We start from the raw sequence: 21939 nt of genomic DNA, 5'->3' as shown, positions 1-21939 counted from the left end.
AAAACAGGACCCTAAGGGTCCTGTTGAGTCTGCTGTTTCGCCAGTCAGGCGTTGTCATTAGCGAACAATTTATGTTTGCCCGCGCGGGCCGCCAGCCACAGGCCACTATTCTTCATGGCATAGCCAAAAACCAGACCCAACGCCAGGGAGGGCACCACCAGGCGCCAGTCGCCGTCTGCCGCAAAAGTCGCGCAGGCGCCGATAAAGGTGCCCGGTACAAACGACAGCAATGTCTGTCGCGCCTGAATGCACATCAGGAAGGCGACGATACCGGTCATCATATAGCTGAGGATCTGCAGCTGCGGGGCCAGTGCGCTACCGTGGATAATCACTAATGCCCAGACCACGCCGCTCATTACCGTGCACGAGGAGATGGCCAGACCTTTCAGACCGCCCTGCGGGCAGGCGAAATAGGCCGTACAGCCGAGGAAACCGGCCCAGCTCAGCAGGCCGAGAGCGACCGCCACCCATCCCCAAATTCCGGAGAGAATGCCCGTCGTTAATGCGATTGCGAAGAGTATGTTCATGGCGCGTATCCTAGCAGATACGCGCCGGAAGAATGAGATCTAAAACACAGTATATGAATGAACCTAATTTCAGTTGCATTCAAATAGTGATTAACATCACATATTATTGCTCATCTTCTTCCTGAAGCTCGTCCCACATCGCGGCGATGGCGTCGCGGGTCAATGGCGCCATGGTGCGCCAGAATGGCGTGTGCGCATGGGCTTCGACTTTGCCCAGCATCGTCCCGCACCATGGCAGGATATAGTCAGCAAACAGGAGCTCCAGCGTCTCGCTCTGGTCTTCTGTAGCATGATCCTCCAGCCAGGAGGCGGCCAACAGCAGCGATCCGAGATGATCCGCCGGACCTTCCCCTGTCGGGATACCGTGTTCGCTCATAAAAGCCCGTACTTCTGCTTCCGAGGAACCCTCCACCCACGCGCTACGGTACGGCGGCACGCTGCAGGCTTCACCGACGAACAGCGCATTATAGTCCGTCGCCAGGGACTGCATCTCACAGCTTTTCTGCAGACGCGCCAGCAGTTCATCCTGCTCAAGCGGCCAGCTGGCAGCCAGTTTGCCCTCACGGATCAGGGTAAACAGCGGCACCAGCAGCGGGTCCTGCGGTTGACGGTAATACAGCGAACCCAGCACGCGGCAGAGGATTGAAAACTCGTTCATTCAGTTATTCCAGTTATACAAATTAAAGGTCAGCAAATTCCGGGATCGCCGGCATGCCCCGCGACTCGAGGAAGTTGAGCAGGCGACGCGGAGAAACGTTGAGGATCCTCTCCTCCGGGAAATCGACCGCATCAAGGATCTTGCGGCATTCGGTAAATTCCCCGAGGGTAAAGGCAGTGTGAGAGTCAGAGCCCAGCGCCACCCATCCCCCGGCATCACGCACCGCCGCTGCGATAGCTCGACAGTTATCTTCACTGCCCACGCGCGATGAAATAAAAGAGGAGTTATTAATCTCCAGCGCCACCTGATAGCGGGCCGCCGCTTCGGCAATGGCCGGGATATCCACCGGGAATTTCGGATTACCCGGATGGCTAATCATATGCACCTTACCGCTGGCCATCGCGGCAATCATCGCCTGCGTATGGGTGTCTCGATCCTGCGGCGGGAACACCGGCTCATGGAATCCGGCAATGATCAGATCAAGCGAGGTTAACATCGGCCCGGAGCAGTCGATCTCACCTTCGATATTTTTAATATTCGACTCAATACCGCGCAGGATCCCCACCCCGTCTACCAGGCGAGGCCAGATGCGCATATTAACGAAGTGCCAGTAGTGCGGGGCATCCGCCATATCCGGGCCATGGTCGGTGATGGCGAAGAGTTTGATCCCTTTACGCTTTGCTTCCGCAATATAATCGTGCAGGGTGCTGTAGGCGTGGGTGCTGGCGACGGTATGCATGTGCAGGTCAACGGGATACATCACATTCTCCTCTTCTGTTTGCCGCAAGAATAGCAGGAAACCGGGCTATTGATTAGCAAAAACCCCGCCGTGGCGGGGTTCTCTCGTCTTAATAACCGCGCTGGCGGTCAACCTGACCGCTTACCGGTTCCCCTCGCTCAAGCCGGCTAATGGTCTCCGCAATGTAGGTGATAGCTTCCATTGGACGGGTCACTGCCGCCACATGGGGGGTCATGGCCACCCGCGGATGTGCCCATAGCGGGCTCTCCTGCGGCAGCGGTTCGCGACTGAAGACATCGAGCATCGCCCCTTTGAGCTTACCGCTGTTCAGCGCCGCCAGCAGATCCTCTTCAACGACATGCACGCCGCGAGCAAGGTTGAGGACATAGCTCTCATCCGGCAACTGCGCCAGCAGCGTTTGGTTAATAATACCGGCGGTTTCGGCGGTATTCGGCAGCAGGTTGATCAGCACGCGAGTGCCCTGCAGGAATTCGCCCAGTTCGGCCTGACCGGCGAAGCTCTGTACCTGTGGCCAGGATTTGCGGCTACGGCTCCAGACGCGAAGCGGGAACCCCCAGGGTTGCAGACTTTCCGCAACCTTCGCCCCCAACACGCCGGCTCCCATAATCCCGACAGTGAATTCGTCGGCGCGATACTCGGGCAGCGGCTGCCAGCGGGAAGCCAGCTTCAGCGCCTGATAGTCATCAAAGCGGCGGAACCAGTGCAGCACCTGGCTCACGGCATACTCCTGCATCTGCCGTCCCATACCGGTATCTTCGAGGCGAAACAGCGGGATCGACAGCGGCAGCATATCCGGATGGTCACGCAGCTTGCTGAGAATAGAATCTACCCCCGCCCCGAGGGCAAACACGGCCTTCAGCGCCCGGCCCTGCAGCATCTCTACCGGCGGATGCCAGACCAGGGCATAGTCCGCCGGCTGGTTGTCACCCGCTTTCCACTCGCGCACCCGCGCCCCGGGTAACTGTTTTTCCAGCTCACGGATCCAGAATGGGGTATCAAAGGTCTGATGGTAAAAAATAATCTCCATAGGGGCTCCTGATAGCAGACGCCTTTGGCCGATTGACGCTGGCGTCTTATTTTACTCATTGTTTTCTATTGGTTTGCCAGCATAACAAATTTCCCCCGAGCGAAAAGGGAAAAGGCACTGGCGACAAAAAAAACGGATTTCGCACGTTTAAGGAGCAAGTTGCTCGAAGTTTGTCTAAACGCGCTTTTTTTGCAAAAAGTTGATTGACGGGCGATACGTATTTCCCTACATTAGCGCCCGTTCCCGACAACAACGGGAAAGACAATATGGTGAGGTGTCCGAGTGGCTGAAGGAGCACGCCTGGAAAGTGTGTATACGGCAACGTATCGGGGGTTCGAATCCCCCCCTCACCGCCATATTTTAAGAAGAGCTCGTACGCAAGTACGGGCTTTTTTTTCGCATGTAGCACCTGCCGGGGGGGATGAGAACCCCCGACCGGGGTTCGACAACTGGCAACGCCAGTTGGACAGACCGCGAGCCCGCGAGCGGGCTGCCCCGCAGGGGCGAGCGAAGCGAGTCAATCCCCCCCTCACCGCCATATTTTAAGAAGAGCTCGTACGCAAGTACGGGCTTTTTTTTCGCATGTAGCGCCTGCCGGGGGGGATGAGAACCCCCGACCGGGGTTCGACAACTGGCAACGCCAGTTGGACAGACCGCACACGCAGTAAGCGGGCTGCCCCGCAGGGGCGAGCGAAGCGAGTCAATCCCCCCCTCACCGCCATATTCGAGATGAGAGCCTGTACGCAAGTACGGGCTTTTTTTCGTCTGTGGCACCCGCCGGGGGGATGAGAACCCCCGACCAGGGTTCGACAACTGGCAACAGACATTACGCTGTATTGTCAAAGCCAGACTCTTTTTCACACGATTAACAGCGCAGCGAAGATGTTCGCCAACACTATCCCCTCTTCCGCTTTGAGCCACCCGGCATAACGAAAATCATATCGCTCCGGATGGTGTACGTTATGCATTAACGAAAAGTGCTTTGTTACTTGCGTATCGACCGTAATTCAATGTAAAAGTGAATGAACGTTCATTCACTTTAGCGCATGACAACACAGAAGGTACCAATGACTAGCAAAACACTGCGACTTATATTTCCTCAATGGCAAGGCGGTAACAATCCTCCCTACTATCTTGGCTCGCAGCTCCTCTCGTTTCTCTCTCCTGAAGCAAAAGGGCCCGTTGAGATCGTTCCTGTTGAGTTACCAACAACAGAGCCATTGCCAGGGATTAATGGCATCACGGCTAAGCCATCCCTCATCAGGCAACTCAATAATGCTGCCGCACTGATTGAAAAACATGATCCCAATAGCATTGTCATTTTAGGCGGAGACTGCCTGGTTTCGCTGGCGCCTTTCGCCCACCTGCTCGATAAGTTCGGAGACAAACTCGGTGTGCTCTGGATTGACTCGCATCCTGACGTGCAGACGGCTGAACAATATCCAAACGCGCATGCCCATGTGCTTGGTGCGCTAATGGGTACGGGTGATAACGATTTAGTTGCCCATGTAAAAACCAAACTTAATCCGTCAAAAATAATGATTGCCGGTATCCACGCGCCACTTCCTTATGAAGCTGAATACCTCACTCGCCATAACATTACGACGCTAGCACCTGAACAGGTTAAAAGCGGTGCAGATGAAGTCCTGGAGTGGATAGCGAAAGAAAAGATTGCGTATCTGGCGATCCATATCGATCTGGACGTACTCGACCCATCTCTGTTCCGCTCCATTCTTTTTGCAAAACCGGGGCGCGGAAAACACGATTTTGGCGACGTTGCTGAAGGCAAACTGACGATTGAGGATGTACTCAATCTGATAGCGGCAGCGACGACAAAAGCAGTCCCCGTTGGCCTGACAATCGCTGAACATTTGCCCTGGGACATGCTGAATCTCAAGAACATGCTCAGTGAATTACCCCTTCTAAAGTAAGACGAAATCCAGGAGCCAGACGACAGAGTTTAGCTCTGGCTCCTTGCATAAAAGCGCGTTAAAGTCTGGACACCGAATTTACCAAGATGCCGATATGTTAAAAAAAACCGAAACCTACCATAAGTTGATTACGGCTGCTGCTGCCTGCTTTGCGGAAAAAGGCTTTAGTGCGACAAGCGTACGTGAAATCTCTACCCGGGCAGGAATTAGTCAAGGAGCAATGTATACGTATTTCAAAAGTAAGGATGAGCTTGTTAAGGCTATTGTACTGGAAGAACAGAACTCCGCGCTGACTGCCCATAATGCGACCTATGCAGGCTCTTATTTTGATCGCCTTTGTGCACAAGTCACGTCCTGTATTAGCGAGATCGGTTACCCTATCACGCATCAACTTTGGGTTGAAATCATGGCTGAGTCTGCGCGTAATCCAGAACTGCGAAAAACGTATATCTCCAGTGATGACATCATGCGGAAAAGCTTCGCGCGGCTCATCCAGGAGGGTATCGCTGCCGGAGAGTTTCGCCGTGATATTAACCTTGAAGAAATCACGATCATTATTTTTGCCCTTATTGACGGTTTAATCGCTCGTCAGGCAATAAACACGACCTTCTCATTCAAGGATGATCTGCCAATGTTTTTTGACGTTATGGCAAAATTGCTTAAATAATACCAGACGGTCATAGTAAAACGATGTATCGAAAAAACCAGAGGTTGCTTATAACAGCCAACGCTCTCAAGCGGCAAACGACTCACACAGTGAGCAATCTTTCACGAGCCTACGCGATTGCGAAGAGTGCGTGAAAAAGTACGGACGCTTTTCACATATGAGTCCGGCAAAAAACCTCTGCCTACCCATCAATCTTCCTCCATCCGCTGATACTCTTCGCTGAGGTAGTCCACCAGCGCCCTGACGGAGGGCAGCAGCCCGCGCCGCGAGGCAAATACTGCATGGATCACTTCCCGCCGCGGCTGCCACTCATCCAGTACCACCTCTAATTCCCCTGACGCCAGCTGATCGCGCACCATTAATAAAGGAAGCTGCACCACGCCGACGCCGGCCATCGCCGCCTCGCGCAGCGCCAGCATATCGGTGGTCACCATTCGCGGCGTGAAATACACCTCCGCCCTTGCCCCCCCGGGCCCGGTAAGCTGCCATTTATGCTGATGCTTGTTCGCCCCCAGGCTGAGTCCCGGCCAGGCGCTCAGCTCGGAAGGCGCCTGCGGGCGTCCGAGCCGGGAAATGAGATCAGGACTGGCCACCAGCCGGTGCCCGCGGTCCGCCAGCACGCGCATCACCAGATCGCTATCCTCGATGGGCCGGGGACGGACGCGGATCGCCACATCAATCCCCTCCCCGACCACATCCACCCGGCGGTTGGTCGCCTCAAGATGCAGCGTTACCCCGGGATAGCGCGCCATAAATCGCGCCAGCATCGGTCCAATATGGACATGCAGCAAGGTGACCGGACAGGTGATCCTGACGCTACCGCGCGGCTCGGCGCGCAGCGTCTCGACCGCCTGCTGCGCCGCCTCGGCCTCTATCAGCATCGCTTTGCAATGCTGATAAAAGGTCTGCCCGACCTCGGTGACCGCGAACTGACGGGTGGTTCGCTGGATCAAACGGACGCCCAGCCGCTCCTCGAGTTGCGCAATGCGGCGGCTGAGCTTGGATTTCGGCTGGTCAAGCGCTCGCCCCGCCGCGGCGAAACCGCCATGGTCTACCACCTGGACAAACCAGGCGAAGTCATTGAGATCCTGCATCCTTCCTCCATTGTTCCATTTTTGGAACAGTATAGGTCATTTTTGCTCACTACCGCATACGTCGTCCCGGATATAAGCTTATTCACATCAGATACCGATACACAGGAGAAAGCCATGAAACAGATTACAGGAGTCTACACCGCGCCTGCGCAGCATTGGGTAGGCGACGGCTTCCCGGTTCGTTCGATGTTTTCTTATCAGACGCACGGCCAGCAGCTGAGCCCCTTCTTACTGCTCGACTATGCCGGGCCGTACACCTTCCCGGCGGGCAGCGATAAACGCGGCGTCGGTGAGCATCCGCATCGCGGATTCGAAACCGTCACCATCGTCTACGCCGGTGAAGTAGAGCATCGTGACTCCACCGGACGCGGCGGGGTGATTGGCCCGGGCGACGTGCAGTGGATGACGGCGGGCGCCGGGATCCTGCACGAAGAGTTCCACTCGGAGGCCTTCACCCGCAGCGGCGGCGAGCTGAAGATGATCCAGCTGTGGGTCAACCTGCCCGCCAAAGACAAAATGACGGCCCCCGGCTATCAGAGCATTACCGCCGGGACGATCCCCACCGTCGCGCTGGCGAATGGCGCCGGACAGGTTCGGGTTATTGCCGGCCAGTATGACGACGTCAGCGGCCCGGCCCATACCTTCTCACCACTTAACGTGTGGGATCTGCAGCTGAATCAGGGGCGCGACCTCACGCTGCGCCAGCCGGAAGGCTGGAGTACCGCGTTGGTGGTGCTGGAAGGGGAAGTGATCATCAACGGTTCCGAGTCCGCCCGCGAAGGTCAGCTCGCCGTCCTGAGCCAGACAGGAGACGCCCTGCATCTGGAGGCGACCGCCCAGGCAAAAGTTCTGCTGATGGCCGGCGAACCGCTGCAGGAGCCGATTGTGGGCTATGGCCCCTTTGTCATGAATAACAAAACGCAGATCGCAGAAGCCGTTCGCGATTTTAACAGCGGCCGTTTTGGCCAAATCTAACTGATTGAGGTGAATACTATGTCTACTCCCGCTAACTTTAACGGTGCTCGTCCGGTGATTGATGTTAACGATACCGCCATGCTGTTGATTGACCACCAGAGCGGCCTGTTCCAGACCGTCGGCGATATGCCAATGCCAGAGCTGCGCGCTCGCGCCGCCGCGCTGGCCAAGATGGCGTCGCTTGCCGGGATCCCGGTGATCACCACCGCCTCCGTGCCGCAGGGGCCGAACGGTCCGCTGATCCCGGAGATTCATGAAAACGCGCCGCATGCGAAATACATCGCCCGTAAAGGCGAGATTAACGCCTGGGATAACCCGGAATTCGTCGCCGCGGTGAAAGCGACCGGTCGTAAGACGCTGATTATCGCCGGGACTATCACCAGTGTCTGCATGGCCTTCCCGGCGATTGCCGCTGTCGCCGATGGGTATAAAGTGTTTGCCGTGATTGACGCTTCCGGCACCTACAGCAAAATGGCGCAGGAAATTACCCTGGCTCGCGTGGTACAGGCTGGCGTAGTGCCGATGGATACCGCCGCCGTCGCCTCTGAGCTGCAGCGCACCTGGAATCGCCCGGACGCCGCAGAATGGGCGGAGGTGTACACCAAAGTCTTCCCGGCCTACCAACTGCTGATCGAAAGCTACAGCAAAGCGCAGGACGTGGTGAAGAATAACGAACAGCTGGATTCTCAGCGCTAAAACCCCGCCCCGCTGTACCGCAGCGGGGTGTTGTTCATTGCGTGAGCGAACGGTAGAGAAAGAAGAAAATATGCTTGACCGTTTTAACGCAACTCCCTATAGTAGCGCCCCGTTGCCCACCCAAGGTGAGCAGCAAGACAATATGGTGAGGTGTCCGAGTGGCTGAAGGAGCACGCCTGGAAAGTGTGTATACGGCAACGTATCGGGGGTTCGAATCCCCCCCTCACCGCCATATTCAAGATGAGAGCCTGTACGCAAGTACGGGCTTTTTTTCGTCTGTGGCACCCGCCGGGGGGATGAGAACCCCCGACCGGGGTTCGACAACTGGCAACGCCAGTTGGACAGACCGCGAGCCTGCGAGCGGGCTGCCCCGCAGGGGCGAGCGAAGCGAGTCAATCCCCCCCTCACCGCCATATTTTAAGAAGAGCTCGTACGAAAGTACGGGCTTTTTTTTCGCATGTAGCACCTGCCGGGGGGGATGAGAACCCCCGACCGGGGTTCGACAACTGGCAATGCCAGTTGGACAGACCGCGAGCCTGCGAGCGGGCTGCCCCGACAAAAACGCCGGGAGCGTTTTTGAACAACGCCTGCGTTGGCCCCGCAGGGGCGAGGCCCATGGATGGGCCGAGTAACGGCGAGCGAAGCGAGTCAATCCCCCCTCACCGCCATATTTTAAGAAGAGCTCGTACGCATGTACGGGCTTTTTTTTCGCTTGTGGCACCGCAGACATCCCCGGGGTCGGCAGCAATGCCTCCCCCGGCTACCAGACCGTACCCGCCAGGTAGCCCGGCTAAGCGCAGCGCCGCCGGGAGGATGCCCAAAAACAACAAAGCCCGGGCTAGCCCGGGCCTTGCTCACAGTATGACGATTAATAATAGGCTTTCAGCGTCCGCTGGCAGAGAGCCGAGCGCACGCAGTCATCGGTGGTGAAACGCACGATGCCGATCATCTCGTCTTCCTCAAAACGCGCCAGCGCATCACTCAGGCCAGATCTCACACCAGAGGGCAAATCGCACTGGGTGATATCGCCATTGACGATGACCGTCACGTTCTCCCCGAGGCGGGTTAAAAACATCTTCATTTGCGCTGCGGTCACGTTCTGGGCCTCGTCCAGAATCACCACCGCATTTTCAAAGGTACGTCCGCGCATATAGGCGAACGGCGCGATTTCCACCTTGCCGATTTCCGGACGCAGGCAGTACTGCATAAAGGAAGCCCCCAACCTTTTCACCAGCACGTCGTAAACCGGTCGGAAATAGGGCGCGAACTTCTCGGCGATATCTCCCGGTAAGAAGCCAAGATCTTCATCGGCCTGCAGAACGGGACGGGTAACAATAATTCTGTCCACATCCTTATGGATCAGTGCTTCAGCTGCCTTCGCCGCACTGATCCAGGTCTTGCCGCATCCGGCTTCGCCGGTGGCGAAAATCAGCTGTTTATTGTCGATGGCATTCAGATAATGCGCCTGAGCTTCATTGCGCGCCTCAATTGGGGAAGTATCACGGCTGTCCCGCGCCATGCCAATTGCTTCTACGCCACTCATTTGCACAAGCGATGTGACCGATTCTTCTTCACGCTGTTTATGGCTACGTGAATCCCGTCTCAGCACACGTTTTGCTTCACGACGAGCTTTGATCACTGCTTTTTGTCTTCCCATGGATAGCACCTTGCGTTGTAGGTTTACATCACACGCGTCAACATCGACGCGACTATGCGCACGAACGATTGAGGTTTGGCTTCCTTGTAAGCCATTGCTTGCCGGTAGAACTGACAACGAGTCGCGGCTACGCGCACCGCGTACCCTGCCAAGGTGGTAATAATTCGAAGCGGAGGGAGAAAGAGTAAGAAAATCGCTGCCGGAAGCGGGGCTTCCGTGCTGAAGAGTACGGTCTGTGGTTTTACGTTGTCCGGTACGGGACCTTACCATTCGCGATCTCCATAGTGAAACGTCACACTGCCGGGAACTACCGCGTATGTAATAAGTACATCAAAAAAGATTCTTAATGCAACTTATTTTTCACAATGACGCAACAAATAGTTCTTAAGCAAGTGTAGGAGACTATCGGTCATTTGTATTACAGAAATATAACACATGGCAGGAAATATAATAAAAAAGAGAAAAACAGCAGAAAACGCCCTGCCCTCACGGACAGGGTCGGTATCAGGCCTGCAGCAGCGACTCTCCCAGATAGTGTTTTTCATCAACTACGCCGGGTAAAACAAAGAAGTAGCCCCCGCCGATGGGTTTGACGTACTCCTCCAGCGCCTCGCCGTTAAGCCGTTTCTGCACCGTCAGAAAACCCTTTTCCAGATCGTGCTGATAGCAAACGAATAACAGCCCCATATCCAGTTGTCCGGCGTTAGTGACGCCCAGCGAATAGCTGTAGCCGCGGCGCATCATCAGGCTGGACTGGGTTTCCGGCGTGCGAGGATTGGCCAGACGAATATGGCTATCCAGCGCAATGACTTCGCCGCCAGGATCTTTACTGTAATCCGGGGTATCGTGTTCGTTTTTCATCCCCAGCGGCGCACCGCTGTGCTTGTCGCGGCCAAAGATCGTCTGCTGCTCCTTGAGCGGCGTCCGATCCCAGAACTCCACGTGAAACTGGATAATTCGCGCCGCCTGATAGCTGCCGCCCACGGTCCAGGCCGGCTCGTCCTGATCGGCTGTCACCCACACGACTTTATCCATCAGCGCGCTGTCGTGGCTCGGCGGGTTAGCGGTGCCGTCCTTGAATCCCAGCAGGTTGATCGGGGTCTCTTTGCCTTTACTGCGCGCCGCGCTGTCGGAGATAAACCCTTCCCGCTTCCAGCGCACACTCAGCAGATCCGGCGTATGTTTGATGACATCGCGCAGGGCGTGGATCACCGTATCCTGAGTATTGGCGCAGATCTGCAGCAGCAGGTCGCCATGGCACAGGGCGGCATCCAGTGAATCGTTGGGGAAGCGGGTCATCGGCTGCAGTTTTTTCGGCGCTTTATCCGCCAGGCCAAAACGCTCATCAAACAGTGAATGGCCAACCGAGACGGTCATGGTCAGGTTATCCGGTGCAATCCACGCCCCTAAGATGCCGGAATCCATCGGCGGCAGCCGGGGATTCGGCGTATCCGGCGCCGGGCCGCCCTGGGTTAAAAAGGCGATACGCTGGGTCAGCAGCCGAAACAGACGCTCGAGGTCAGCTTTATCTGACGCCAGCACATCGAACGCCACCAGCATCATCGAAGCCTGCTGCGGCGTCAGGATGCCCGCCTGATGCGGGCCGTAGAAGGGCTGTTTTTCCTGACGGGCGTCGGGTGTGAGCGTCCCGGGGGAACTTTCTGCTTTTGCCGCATGCGCCACCGGGCAGCCGCCGGTGATGGCCAGCGCGCCGCCAAGCGCGCCGATCCCTTTCAGTAAGCGACGACGTGACGGCTCGTTCACGTCGTGGGGTTTCTGTTGTGCCATCGACTTAGTCCAGACCCAGGATCCCGCGCAGCTGAGCCAGATCTTCCGCCAGGGTGGTGATCGGCCCTTTCAGCGCATTACGGTCAGCGGTGGTCAGCTTATCGTAGGTCTCGAAACCGTCTTTGGTGCGATATTTGCTGAGGATGCTGTCCACTTTCTTAAAGTTGGCGTCCACTTTCGCCAGCAGCGCGCTGTTCTCTTTTTGTAGCTGCGGACGCAGCAGGTCGACGATTTTCTGTGCGCCGTCAATGTTGGCCTGGAAGTCCCACAGGTCGGTGTGGCTGTAACGATCTTCTTCGCCGCTGATCTTGCTGGCTGCGACTTCCTCAATTAATCCTGCCGCCCCGCCCACCACTTTTGACGGCGGGAACGCCAGCTCGCTGATGCGTTTTTGCAGCTCCAGCACATCGCTGTTCAGCTGATCGGCATATTTTCCCATGCCCTTGACGCTGTTATCGCCAAACAGCGCCTTTTCCAGACGGTGGAAACCGGTGAATTTCGGATCTTCCGCTTTTTTCTCGAAGTCGTCTTCGCGGGCGTCGATGCTGCCGTCAAGGTCAGAGAACAGCTCGGCAATCGGCTCAATGCGCTCGTAATGCTGGCGCGTCGGGGCGTACAGCGCTTTCGCTTTTTCGATATCGCCCGCTTTCACCGCGTCGGTAAAGGCTTTGGTGCCGCTGACCAGCTGCGCGGTTTCCGCCGTCACATAGGCCTTATAAGCGGTGATCGCGTCGCCGAGGCTCAACACCGCATCCGCTTTCGCCGCGTCTTTGGTTGCTTCGCCGGTGACAATCAGTTTCCCTTTCGGGTTGGTGAGCAGGCCGCAGGTCATATCATATTCGCCTGGCTGCAGGTTAGCGGTGAGCTTTTGGGTAAAGCCCGGCGCGATGTTCTCACGCTCTTCCACCACCATGACCCCTTTCAGAATTTCCCACTCCAGCGCTTTCTGGCTATGGTTCTGAATAATAAACTGGGTTTTACCCGCTTTAACGGTCACCTGCATCGGCTCGCACTGCTTGTCGTTGACGGTGACTTTGACCTGCGGGATATCCGCAGCCTGAGCACCCAATGCAGAGCTGAGCAGCGCGGCCACGGTCGCCCGCAGCGCATTACGGCGAAAATGAATCATCATGATCATCCCTTTCGGTAAGTAGAGTGTCGCTTATAAGCTCGCAGCGCCCCGTCAGGCAGCCCGCGAGGCAGTGGTATTATTCCGCGGCGGCAGGGCAAACAGCACCAGCGCCGGGATCAGATAAAGCAGATAGACCGCCACTTCGCTAACGCTCGGGGTCTCCTGGTAGCCGAAGATCCCTTCAAGCAGTGTGCCGAACAGCGTATGCGTCGACAGCACGTTGCTCAGATCGAAGGCCGTATCCTGGAACAGGTTCCACAGGCCAGCCTCGTGGAAGGCGCGGATCGCCCCCGCGGCCAGGCCAGCGGCCACCAGCAGAATAAACAGGCTGGTCCATTTGAAGAACACGCCGAGGTTAAGGCGGATACCGCCCCAGTAGAGCAGGAAGCCCAGCACGATTGCCGTGGCCAGGCCCAGCAGCGCCCCCAGCGGCGGCCAGATGCCGACATCCTGCTGGAATGCCGCCAGCAGAAAGAAGACCGACTCCAGCCCCTCACGAGCAACGGCGAAAAAGACCATCATCACCAGCGCCCAGCCATGGTGATTACCGCGCTGCAGCGCCTTGTCCACGGCCTGCTCCAGTTGCTGTTTAACGTTGCGCGAGACATTGCGCATCCAGAAGACCATCCACGTCAGGATCACTACCGCGATGACCGCGACGATCCCCTCGAACAACTCCTGTTCGCGCTGAGGAAATTCCCCGGTGGTTTCGTTGATAAAAATGCCTAAGCCAAGACACAGCGCCGCCGCGAGGATCACGCCAATCCACATCACGCCAATCCAGTTGCCGCGCTGGGTGCGTTTCAGATAGCTGGCGATCAGGCTGACAATCAGCGCCGCCTCAAGGCCTTCGCGTAACATAATGAGAAATGGGACAAACATGCCAATACCCTTAAATGTAAAGCACCGTCAACGAATGCAAAAACAGGTAATATTTATGATAGTGATTATCATTACAATACTCAGAAACACAAGCGAAATGTTTAGAGAATGATGACTATCTGTAAATAAATCGCTGGCAAATAATGACTTACGAAAATATTCGCCTGTTATGAGGGAAAAGAATAAGCAAAGGATTTTTTACGCCAGATATTTACCCGTGGCGGCGGCTATGGCTAAATGGCGGCCTTATTGACCTGCGAAAAGAACAACATGACTGCATTTTTTCATTTCCTGCTGGCGCTGGTGGTGATCCTCGCCCTGGCCTGGCTTGTCAGCTACGACAGACAAAATATTCGTATTCGTTACATTCTCCAGTTGATTATTATCGAAATAGCGCTCGCCTTCTTTTTCCTGCACGCAGAAAGCGGCCTGTGGCTGGTGAAAAATATCTCCGGCTTTTTTGCTTCACTGTTAGGCTTTGCCGCCGAAGGGACCAATTTCGTCTTTGGCGGCATGAGCGAAAAAGGGTTAGCCTTTATTTTCCTGGGCGTCCTGTGTCCGATTGTGTTTATTTCCGCGCTGATTGGTATTCTTCAGCACTGGCGGATCCTGCCGATTTTCATTCGTGTCATCGGTACCCTGCTGTCGAAGGTAAACGGCATGGGTAAGCTGGAATCTTTCAACGCCGTCAGTTCGCTGATCCTCGGCCAGTCGGAAAACTTCATCGCCTACAAAGGCGTGCTGGGCGACCTCTCCTCACGGCGTCTGTTCACCATGGCGGCGACGGCCATGTCGACCGTATCGCTGTCGATTGTCGGCGCCTATATGACCATGCTGGATGCCAAATATGTCGTCGCGGCGCTGATCCTGAATATGTTCAGCACCTTTATCGTGCTGTCGGTGATTAACCCGACGCGGCCGGACAGCGAGCAGGAAATAAAACTCGAGAAGCTGCACGAATCGCAGAGTTTCTTTGAAATGCTCGGGGAATATATTCTGGCCGGCTTTAAAGTGGCGATGATTATTCTGGCGATGCTGATCGGCTTTATCGCCCTGATCAGCGCCATTAACGCGCTGTTCGCTACCCTGTTTGGTCTCAGCTTCCAGCAGATCCTCGGCTACGTCTTCTATCCGCTGGCCTGGCTTATCGGTATCCCGCTGAGCGATGCGCTGAACGCCGGCAGCATCATGGCCACCAAACTGGTCGCTAACGAATTTGTGGCGATGATTGAGCTGCAAAAGATTGCCGCCAGCATGACGCCGCGCGGGCTCGGCATTCTCTCGGTCTTCCTGGTGTCGTTTGCCAACTTTGCCTCGATCGGCATTATCGCCGGGGCGATCAAAGGCCTGAATGAACCGCAGGGCAATATCGTCTCCCGCTTCGGCCTGCGGCTGGTGTATAGCGCCACGCTGGTGAGCCTGCTTTCCGCCAGCTTCGCCGGGCTGGTGCTGTAAGACAAACGGCGGGGCTGCCCCCGCCGTTTACTCAGAACTGCACGCAGACCGGCTGGTCGACACGCATCACCGACTCCTGCGCGAAGCGTGATTTATAGCCCTGGCGCAGGGCTTCAATACCGGCCTCGCTCTGCGCATCGTTGCCATGGATCACCATCAGCGCCTTACTCTGCTCCCGCACCACCTGACCATTCTGGCCAAGCCACTGGCCGCGGGCATCAAACACCGTCAGCCCATCGCGAAAGCGCGGCGTGACGTCGCGGTCGACAAACTGTTGCCACTCTTCAGCAGTGATGTCTTTCCCCGCCGGGCGGCTCAGGCCGAAATAAAGCGTGGTTTGCACCATGGACCGATCCGCCGGGCAGGCGCCGGGCTTCGGCGCGCGGGTCGACGAACTTCCACCCGCCACGCAGCCGCTGAGTAACCCTGCCAGCACCAGCGCCATTGCACCCTGTCTGAACGTCATCTTTGCTATCCTCATTGTTATTAGTCAGGAAATATCAGCGGATTTTCAAATAATTAGCAAGGGTTATAATATTCCGGCCCGGCAACAGGTAAAAAAAAGCCCGCCAGCGGCGGGCTCGTGAGCGTCAAATGACCTTACTCAGCCGTGGCGCGTACCGGCGGCGGCGTATGATAATGGGCATCCGCTTCGGCGAAGCGCTGCTGCATGCTGGCCGACGGCGCCTTATCCAGCAGGCTAAAGACCACAATCCCCAGGCTACCGAAGATAAAGCCCGGAATAATTTCATACAGGCCCAGCCAGCCAAACTGCTTCCAGACGATCACGGTCAGGGCGCCAATCACCATCCCGGCCAGCGCGCCGTTACGGGTCATGCGCGACCACATCACCGAGAACAGCACCACCGGACCAAAGGCGGCGCCGAAGCCAGCCCAGGCGTAGCTCACCAGTCCCAGCACGCGGTTTTCCGGATTGGCCGCCAGGGCAATCGCCACCAGGGCAACCACCAGCACCATCATTCGCCCCACCCACACCAGCTCTTTCTGGCCGGCGTTTTTACGCAGGAAGGCTTTATACAGATCTTCGGTGATTGCGCTGGAGCAGACCAGCAACTGACAGCTCAGGGTGGACATCACCGCCGCCAGAATCGCCGACAACAGGATCCCGGCAATCCACGGGTTAAACAGGATTTGCGCCAGTTCGATAAACACGCGCTCGGCGTTCTGGTTCACCGCGCCCGCCAGGCTCGGGTTGTTATTGAAGTAGGCGATACCAAAGAAGCCGACCGCCACCGCGCCCGCCAGGCACAGGATCATCCAGGTCATACTGATGCGACGAGCATGAACGATACTGTGGTGCGAATCCGCCGCCATAAAGCGCGCCAGAATATGCGGCTGACCGAAATAGCCCAGCCCCCAGCCCATCAGCGAAATAATTGCCACGAAGTTCAGCCCCTTGAGCATGTCGATATTTTCGATGCTCTTTTGCTTAATGACTTCCAGCGAATCCCCAAAGCCGCCGACGGAAATAATCACGATCACCGGGGTGAGGATCAGGGCAAAAATCATCAGGCTGGCCTGCACGGTGTCGGTCCAGCTGACGGCGAGGAAACCGCCGACGAAGGTATAGATAATCGTCGCCGCCGCCCCGGCCCACAGTGCGGTTTCATAACTCATGCCGAAGGTGCTTTCAAACAGACGCGCCCCCGCCACAATTCCCGATGCACAATAGATGGTAAAGAACAGCAGAATAACCAGCGCTGAAATAATTCTCAGCACCCGGCTTTTATCTTCAAAACGGCCGGTAAAATAATCGGGCAGCGTCAGGGCGTTATTATTCACCTCGGTATGCACGCGCAGGCGCCCGGCTACCAGCTTCCAGTTAATCCACGCCCCCAGCGTTAAGCCAATGGCAATCCAGCTTTCGGAAATCCCGGAGAGAAAAATGGCGCCCGGCAGGCCCATCAGCAGCCAGCCGCTCATATCCGAGGCGCCGGCGGAAAGCGCGGTCACAAATGGCCCCAGACTCCGCCCCCCGAGAATATAATCATCAAAGTTTTTGGTCGAACGCCAGGCTATAAACCCTATTAAAACCATACCAAAAATATAAACAATAAATGTCACCAGCATCGGTGTGCTAATAGCCATGCAAAGTCTCCAGAATTTTTATCGACAGCATCCCGCTTCGTCGTTTTTTTCCACTACCGGAACGGGGTAATGGTGCGTTGTTTAATTGGGCGACCGTATCCTGACGGAAGCTTCGGTTTTTCACAAATGATTTAACACAGCATTTACACGAAAACCCGACAGCGCAAAACGTCATTTTTTTAGAGGTTGCACTCTCTCACGTTTTTAAAGGTTGCACCAAACAAAAGTGTTAACTCACGCATACAAATACCCTATGAGCACGGGGTTAAAATTCTGCTATTTTAGGCATTATTTTTAACAAATCCGCCATTTCACGGCTTGCGTCACAAGCCATAATTAACAAGGTTGCACAAAGTTGCAACATAGTGGATATTTCCATGCAACCGCATAAGCCTAACGATAAATGACAGGAGTTTTGAGCATGGGCACCACCACCATGGGTGTTAAGCTTGACGACGCAACTCGCGAGCGCATTAAGTCCGCCGCGAGCCGTATTGACCGCACACCGCACTGGCTGATTAAACAGGCCATCTTCAATTATCTGGAAAAGCTGGAAAACGATGAGACGCTGCCTGAGCTGCCGGCGCTTCTGAACGGCGCCGCCAATGAAAGCGATGAAGCGGGTTCACCGGCGGAAGAGCCGTATCAACCGTTCCTCGAATTTGCCGAGCAGATCCTGCCGCAGTCGGTAAGCCGCGCGGCGATCACCGCCGCCTGGCGTCGCCCGGAAACCGACGCGGTGCCGATGCTGCTGGAACAGGCCCGTCTGCCGCAGTCGCTGGGCGAACAGGCGCACAAGCTGGCGTATCAGCTGGCGGAAAAACTGCGCAACCAGAAGACCGCCAGCGGCCGCGCCGGCATGGTGCAGAGTCTTCTGCAGGAGTTCTCCCTCTCCTCACAGGAAGGGGTGGCGCTGATGTGCCTGGCGGAAGCCCTGCTGCGTATTCCGGATAAAGCCACCCGCGATGCGCTGATCCGCGACAAAATCAGCAACGGCAACTGGCAGTCGCACATCGGCCGCAGCCCTTCGTTGTTCGTCAACGCCGCCACCTGGGGGCTGCTGTTTACCGGGAAACTGGTGTCGACCCATAACGAGACCAGCCTCTCCCGCTCCCTGAACCGCATCATCGGTAAGAGCGGCGAACCGCTGATCCGCAAGGGCGTGGATATGGCGATGCGCCTGATGGGCGAGCAGTTCGTCACCGGCGAAACCATCGCCGAAGCGCTGGCTAACGCCCGCAAGCTGGAAGAAAAAGGGTTCCGCTACTCCTACGATATGCTCGGCGAAGCGGCGCTGACCGCCGCCGACGCTCAGGCCTATATGGTCTCTTATCAGCAGGCGATCCACGCCATCGGCAAAGCCTCCAACGGCCGCGGCATTTATGAAGGGCCGGGCATCTCCATTAAGCTCTCCGCTCTGCACCCGCGCTACAGCCGCGCGCAGTATGACCGGGTGATGGAAGAGCTTTACCCGCGTCTGAAATCGCTGACCCTGCTGGCGCGCCAGTACGATATCGGCATCAACATCGACGCCGAAGAGGCCGATCGCCTGGAGATCTCCCTCGATCTGCTGGAAAAACTCTGTTTCGAGCCAGAGCTGGCCGGCTGGAACGGCATCGGCTTTGTTATTCAGGCCTACCAGAAGCGCTGTCCGTTTGTTATTGATTACCTGATTGACCTCGCCACCCGCAGCCGCCGTCGCCTGATGATCCGTCTGGTGAAAGGCGCCTACTGGGATAGCGAAATCAAACGCGCGCAGATGGAAGGCCTCGAAGGCTATCCGGTCTATACCCGCAAGGTTTACACCGACGTCTCCTACCTCGCCTGCGCGAAGAAGCTACTGGCGGTGCCGAACCTGATTTACCCGCAGTTCGCTACCCACAACGCCCATACCCTGGCGGCTATCTACCAGCTGGCGGGCCAGAACTACTACCCGGGCCAGTATGAGTTCCAGTGCCTGCACGGCATGGGCGAACCGCTGTACGAGCAGGTGGTGGGCAAAGTCGCCGACGGCAAACTGAACCGGCCGTGCCGGATCTACGCCCCGGTGGGCACCCACGAAACGCTGCTGGCGTATCTGGTGCGCCGTCTGCTGGAAAACGGCGCCAATACCTCTTTCGTCAACCGTATCGCGGACAATACCCTGCCGCTGGACGAGCTGGTGGCCGACCCGGTCAGCGCAGTAGAAAAACTGGCGCAGCAGGAAGGCCAGGCCGGCCTGCCGCATCCGAAAATCCCGCTGCCGCGTGATCTCTACGGCAGCGGCCGCAGCAACTCCGCCGGCCTCGATCTGGCGAACGAGCACCGTCTGGCCTCCCTCTCCTCTTCCCTGCTCAACAGCGCCCTGCATAAATGGCAGGCATTGCCGATGCTGGAGCAGCCAGTGGCCGAAGGCGAAATGCAGCCGGTGGTTAACCCGGCAGAGCCGAAAGATATCGTCGGCTACGTCCGCGAAGCCAGCGACGCCGAAGTGCAGCAGGCGCTGACCAGCGCTATCAACAATGCGCCGATCTGGTTCGCCACCCCGCCGCAGGAGCGCGCCGCCATTCTTGAGCGCGCCGCGGTGCTGATGGAAAGCCAGATGCCGACCCTGATGGGGATCCTGGTGCGCGAGGCGGGTAAAACCTTCAGCAACGCCATCGCCGAAGTACGCGAAGCCGTCGACTTCCTGCACTATTATGCCGGCCAGGTGCGCGACGATTTCGATAATGAAACCCACCGCCCGCTGGGCCCGGTGGTCTGTATCAGCCCGTGGAACTTCCCGCTGGCGATCTTCACCGGCCAGATTGCCGCCGCGCTGGCGGCCGGCAATAGCGTGCTGGCGAAACCAGCCGAGCAGACGCCGCTGATCGCCGCCCAGGGCGTGGCGATTCTGCTGGAGGCCGGCGTGCCGCCGGGCGTTATTCAACTGTTGCCGGGCCGCGGGGAAACCGTGGGCGCCGCGCTAACCTCCGATGAGCGCGTACGCGGCGTGATGTTCACCGGCTCCACCGAAGTGGCGACGCTGCTGCAGCGCAATATTGCCAGCCGCCTCGACCCCCAGGGTCGCCCGACGCCGCTGATCGCTGAAACCGGTGGGATGAACGCGATGATCGTCGACTCGTCGGCGCTGACCGAGCAGGTGGTGATCGACGTCCTGGCTTCCGCGTTCGACAGCGCCGGCCAGCGCTGCTCCGCCCTGCGCGTCCTCTGCCTGCAGGAGGAAGTCGCCGACCATACGTTGACCATGCTGCGCGGCGCCATGAGCGAGTGCCGGATGGGTAACCCGGGTCGGCTGACCACCGACATCGGCCCGGTTATCGATGCGGAAGCGAAAGAGAATATTGAACGCCATATTCAGGCGATGCGCGCCAAAGGACGCACCGTCTACCAGGCGGTGCGCGAGAATAGCGAAGACGCAAGCGAATGGCGCCACGGGACCTTTGTGCCGCCGACGCTTATCGAACTCGATAGCTTCGACGAGCTGAAAAAAGAGGTCTTCGGCCCGGTGCTGCACGTGGTGCGCTATAACCGTAACGAGCTGGACAAACTGGTGGAGCAGATTAACGCCTCTGGCTACGGCCTGACGCTCGGCGTGCATACCCGCATCGACGAGACCATCGCCCAGGTCACCGGCAGCGCGAAGGTGGGCAACCTGTACGTCAACCGCAATATGGTTGGCGCGGTGGTCGGCGTGCAGCCGTTCGGCGGCGAAGGGTTGTCCGGTACCGGTCCGAAAGCCGGCGGTCCGCTGTATCTGTACCGTCTGCTCTCCAGCCGTCCGCAGGACGCGGTTGGCGTGACCTTCGCCCGCCAGGATGCGGAGCGCCCGCTGGACGCCCAGCTGAAAACGCTGCTGGAAAAACCGCTGCAGGCGCTGCAGCAGTGGGCGGCGGGCCGTCCTGAGCTGCAGGCGCTGTGCCAGCAGTACAGCGAGCAGGCGCAAAGCGGCACCCAACGCCTGCTGCCGGGGCCAACCGGCGAGCGCAATACCCTGACGCTGATGCCGCGCGAGCGCGTGCTGTGCGTGGCGGATAATGAACAGGATGCGCTGATCCAGCTGGCGGCTGTGCTGGCGGTGGGTTGTGAAGTACTGTGGCCGGACAGCGCCCTGCAGCGCGATCTGGCGAAGAAGCTGCCGCGAGAGGTCAGCGAGCGCATTCGCTTTGCCAAAGCGGAGCAGTTACCTGGCCAGGCCTTCGACGCGGTTATCTACCACGGCGATTCCGACCAGCTGCGCGAGCTGTGCGAGCAGGTGGCGGCGCGCGATGGGGCGATAGTCTCCGTGCAGGGCTTCGCCCGCGGCGAAACCAACCTGCTGCTGGAGCGGCTGTATATTGAGCGCTCGCTGAGCGTTAACACCGCGGCGGCAGGCGGTAACGCCAGCCTGATGACCATCGGCTAAAACAGGCGCCCCCGGTGGCGCTGCGCTTACCGGGGCTACATAACACCGCCAAAGAGTAGCCCGGATAAGACGCTGTGCGCCGCCATCCGGGAGAGCGGCGCTGTGTTCATCCCCGGTGGCGCTGCGCTTACCGGGGCTACCTGTCTCATGGCACGGGGGGCGGCCTGTATTGTAGGTCGGGTAAGCGTAGCGCCACC

Annotated in this window: 17 protein-coding genes, 2 tRNA genes and 1 other RNA gene; 9 read left to right on the top strand and 11 right to left on the bottom strand. The window is 57.6% G+C overall.

Annotated elements, in window-relative coordinates; translation table 11 throughout:
- Nucleotides 1-44: 44 nt before the first annotated feature.
- The 4 genes from CW267_RS22890 to ghrA form a co-directional block, all read right to left on the bottom strand.
- Nucleotides 45-527, bottom strand: a complete 483-nt coding sequence (locus tag CW267_RS22890; RefSeq protein ID WP_016160611.1) for a DUF1097 domain-containing protein — start codon at nt 525-527, stop codon at nt 45-47.
- Nucleotides 528-630: 103 nt separating this feature from the next.
- On the bottom strand, nt 631-1185 hold the full coding sequence (locus CW267_RS22885; protein WP_008805957.1) for a molecular chaperone: 555 nt from the start codon (nt 1183-1185) through the stop codon (nt 631-633).
- Nucleotides 1186-1207: 22 nt separating this feature from the next.
- A complete protein-coding gene (locus CW267_RS22880; protein WP_008805956.1) occupies nt 1208-1945 on the bottom strand; it encodes a phosphatase in 738 nt (245 codons plus the stop codon).
- An 88-nt stretch (nt 1946-2033) separates the two neighbouring features.
- Entirely contained in the window at nt 2034-2972 is a 939-nt protein-coding gene (gene ghrA / locus CW267_RS22875; protein WP_008805955.1) for a glyoxylate/hydroxypyruvate reductase GhrA, read from the bottom strand.
- Between the two features lie 268 nt (nt 2973-3240).
- Here ghrA and CW267_RS22870 point away from each other — a divergent pair.
- The 4 genes from CW267_RS22870 (at nt 3241) to CW267_RS22855 (ending at nt 5570) form a co-directional block, all read left to right on the top strand.
- Nucleotides 3241-3328: transfer RNA gene (locus CW267_RS22870), tRNA-Ser, on the top strand.
- Between the two features lie 226 nt (nt 3329-3554).
- Nucleotides 3555-3693: non-coding RNA, RtT sRNA (locus CW267_RS22865), on the top strand.
- Nucleotides 3694-4039: 346 nt separating this feature from the next.
- Nucleotides 4040-4903, top strand: a complete 864-nt coding sequence (locus CW267_RS22860; RefSeq protein ID WP_012542255.1) for an arginase family protein — start codon at nt 4040-4042, stop codon at nt 4901-4903.
- Between the two features lie 94 nt (nt 4904-4997).
- Nucleotides 4998-5570, top strand: coding sequence for a TetR/AcrR family transcriptional regulator (locus CW267_RS22855; protein WP_004224069.1), 573 nt, complete (start codon nt 4998-5000; stop codon nt 5568-5570).
- Nucleotides 5571-5758: 188 nt separating this feature from the next.
- Here CW267_RS22855 and CW267_RS22850 read toward each other — a convergent pair whose 3' ends face one another.
- Entirely contained in the window at nt 5759-6664 is a 906-nt protein-coding gene (locus tag CW267_RS22850; RefSeq protein ID WP_004141420.1) for a LysR family transcriptional regulator, read from the bottom strand.
- A gap of 114 nt (nt 6665-6778) precedes the next feature.
- Here CW267_RS22850 and CW267_RS22845 point away from each other — a divergent pair, with 114 nt between their 5' ends.
- The 3 genes from CW267_RS22845 (at nt 6779) to CW267_RS22835 (ending at nt 8567) form a co-directional block, all read left to right on the top strand.
- Nucleotides 6779-7639 (top strand): pirin family protein, encoded by an 861-nt coding sequence (locus CW267_RS22845; RefSeq protein ID WP_008805952.1) that lies wholly within the window; start codon nt 6779-6781, stop codon nt 7637-7639.
- Nucleotides 7640-7657: 18 nt separating this feature from the next.
- On the top strand, nt 7658-8335 hold the full coding sequence (locus CW267_RS22840; RefSeq protein WP_002898927.1) for an isochorismatase family protein: 678 nt from the start codon (nt 7658-7660) through the stop codon (nt 8333-8335).
- Between the two features lie 144 nt (nt 8336-8479).
- Nucleotides 8480-8567 (top strand) — tRNA-Ser (locus CW267_RS22835).
- A gap of 636 nt (nt 8568-9203) precedes the next feature.
- Here the strand turns inward: CW267_RS22835 and phoH are convergent.
- From phoH to efeU, 4 genes are all read right to left on the bottom strand, one after another.
- The gene (gene phoH, locus CW267_RS22830) at nt 9204-9992 is read right to left on the bottom strand and encodes a phosphate starvation-inducible protein PhoH (protein ID WP_002898923.1); all 789 of its coding nucleotides are present in this window, start codon (nt 9990-9992) and stop codon (nt 9204-9206) included.
- 504 nt (nt 9993-10496) lie between these two features.
- On the bottom strand, nt 10497-11780 hold the full coding sequence (gene efeB, locus CW267_RS22825; protein WP_008805950.1) for an iron uptake transporter deferrochelatase/peroxidase subunit: 1284 nt from the start codon (nt 11778-11780) through the stop codon (nt 10497-10499).
- A 4-nt stretch (nt 11781-11784) separates the two neighbouring features.
- Nucleotides 11785-12912: an iron uptake system protein EfeO gene (gene efeO, locus CW267_RS22820; RefSeq protein ID WP_012542259.1), complete on the bottom strand. Its 1128-nt coding sequence runs from the start codon at nt 12910-12912 to the stop codon at nt 11785-11787.
- A gap of 51 nt (nt 12913-12963) precedes the next feature.
- Nucleotides 12964-13794: an iron uptake transporter permease EfeU gene (gene efeU, locus CW267_RS22815; protein WP_008805948.1), complete on the bottom strand. Its 831-nt coding sequence runs from the start codon at nt 13792-13794 to the stop codon at nt 12964-12966.
- A 270-nt stretch (nt 13795-14064) separates the two neighbouring features.
- On the opposite strand from efeU, the gene CW267_RS22810 reads away from it, so the two are divergent.
- On the top strand, nt 14065-15249 hold the full coding sequence (locus CW267_RS22810; protein ID WP_012968585.1) for a NupC/NupG family nucleoside CNT transporter: 1185 nt from the start codon (nt 14065-14067) through the stop codon (nt 15247-15249).
- Between the two features lie 31 nt (nt 15250-15280).
- On the opposite strand, the gene CW267_RS22805 is transcribed toward CW267_RS22810, so the two are convergent.
- Nucleotides 15281-15715: a DUF3574 domain-containing protein gene (locus CW267_RS22805; RefSeq protein WP_008805946.1), complete on the bottom strand. Its 435-nt coding sequence runs from the start codon at nt 15713-15715 to the stop codon at nt 15281-15283.
- A gap of 134 nt (nt 15716-15849) precedes the next feature.
- Nucleotides 15850-17358, bottom strand: coding sequence for a sodium/proline symporter PutP (putP, locus tag CW267_RS22800; RefSeq protein WP_008805945.1), 1509 nt, complete (start codon nt 17356-17358; stop codon nt 15850-15852).
- 421 nt (nt 17359-17779) lie between these two features.
- Between putP and putA the strand changes: the two genes are divergently transcribed.
- Complete coding sequence (putA, locus tag CW267_RS22795) at nt 17780-21742, top strand: trifunctional transcriptional regulator/proline dehydrogenase/L-glutamate gamma-semialdehyde dehydrogenase (protein ID WP_012968587.1); 3963 nt, start codon at nt 17780-17782, stop codon at nt 21740-21742.
- Nucleotides 21743-21939: the final 197 nt, after the last annotated feature.

It is taken from the genome of Klebsiella sp. X1-16S-Nf21 (assembly GCF_002837615.1).
In the GTDB taxonomy this organism is placed as follows: Bacteria; Pseudomonadota; Gammaproteobacteria; order Enterobacterales; family Enterobacteriaceae; genus Klebsiella; species Klebsiella variicola.
This window is presented reverse-complemented; position numbering and strand designations above follow the sequence as displayed.

Coding starts and splice junctions, on each gene's coding strand:
- CW267_RS22845 (WP_008805952.1), top strand. CDS start 6,779: ATGAAACAGATTACAGGAGTCTACACCGCGCCTGCGCAGCATTGGGTA.
- putA (WP_012968587.1), top strand. CDS start 17,780: ATGGGCACCACCACCATGGGTGTTAAGCTTGACGACGCAACTCGCGAG.
- CW267_RS22890 (WP_016160611.1), bottom strand. CDS start 527: ATGAACATACTCTTCGCAATCGCATTAACGACGGGCATTCTCTCCGGA.
- CW267_RS22805 (WP_008805946.1), bottom strand. CDS start 15,715: ATGACGTTCAGACAGGGTGCAATGGCGCTGGTGCTGGCAGGGTTACTC.
- ghrA (WP_008805955.1), bottom strand. CDS start 2,972: ATGGAGATTATTTTTTACCATCAGACCTTTGATACCCCATTCTGGATC.
- CW267_RS22850 (WP_004141420.1), bottom strand. CDS start 6,664: ATGCAGGATCTCAATGACTTCGCCTGGTTTGTCCAGGTGGTAGACCAT.
- efeB (WP_008805950.1), bottom strand. CDS start 11,780: ATGGCACAACAGAAACCCCACGACGTGAACGAGCCGTCACGTCGTCGC.
- efeU (WP_008805948.1), bottom strand. CDS start 13,794: ATGTTTGTCCCATTTCTCATTATGTTACGCGAAGGCCTTGAGGCGGCG.
- CW267_RS22810 (WP_012968585.1), top strand. CDS start 14,065: ATGACTGCATTTTTTCATTTCCTGCTGGCGCTGGTGGTGATCCTCGCC.
- CW267_RS22855 (WP_004224069.1), top strand. CDS start 4,998: ATGTTAAAAAAAACCGAAACCTACCATAAGTTGATTACGGCTGCTGCT.
- CW267_RS22860 (WP_012542255.1), top strand. CDS start 4,040: ATGACTAGCAAAACACTGCGACTTATATTTCCTCAATGGCAAGGCGGT.
- CW267_RS22840 (WP_002898927.1), top strand. CDS start 7,658: ATGTCTACTCCCGCTAACTTTAACGGTGCTCGTCCGGTGATTGATGTT.
- phoH (WP_002898923.1), bottom strand. CDS start 9,992: ATGGGAAGACAAAAAGCAGTGATCAAAGCTCGTCGTGAAGCAAAACGT.
- putP (WP_008805945.1), bottom strand. CDS start 17,358: ATGGCTATTAGCACACCGATGCTGGTGACATTTATTGTTTATATTTTT.
- CW267_RS22885 (WP_008805957.1), bottom strand. CDS start 1,185: ATGAACGAGTTTTCAATCCTCTGCCGCGTGCTGGGTTCGCTGTATTAC.
- efeO (WP_012542259.1), bottom strand. CDS start 12,912: ATGATGATTCATTTTCGCCGTAATGCGCTGCGGGCGACCGTGGCCGCG.
- CW267_RS22880 (WP_008805956.1), bottom strand. CDS start 1,945: ATGTATCCCGTTGACCTGCACATGCATACCGTCGCCAGCACCCACGCC.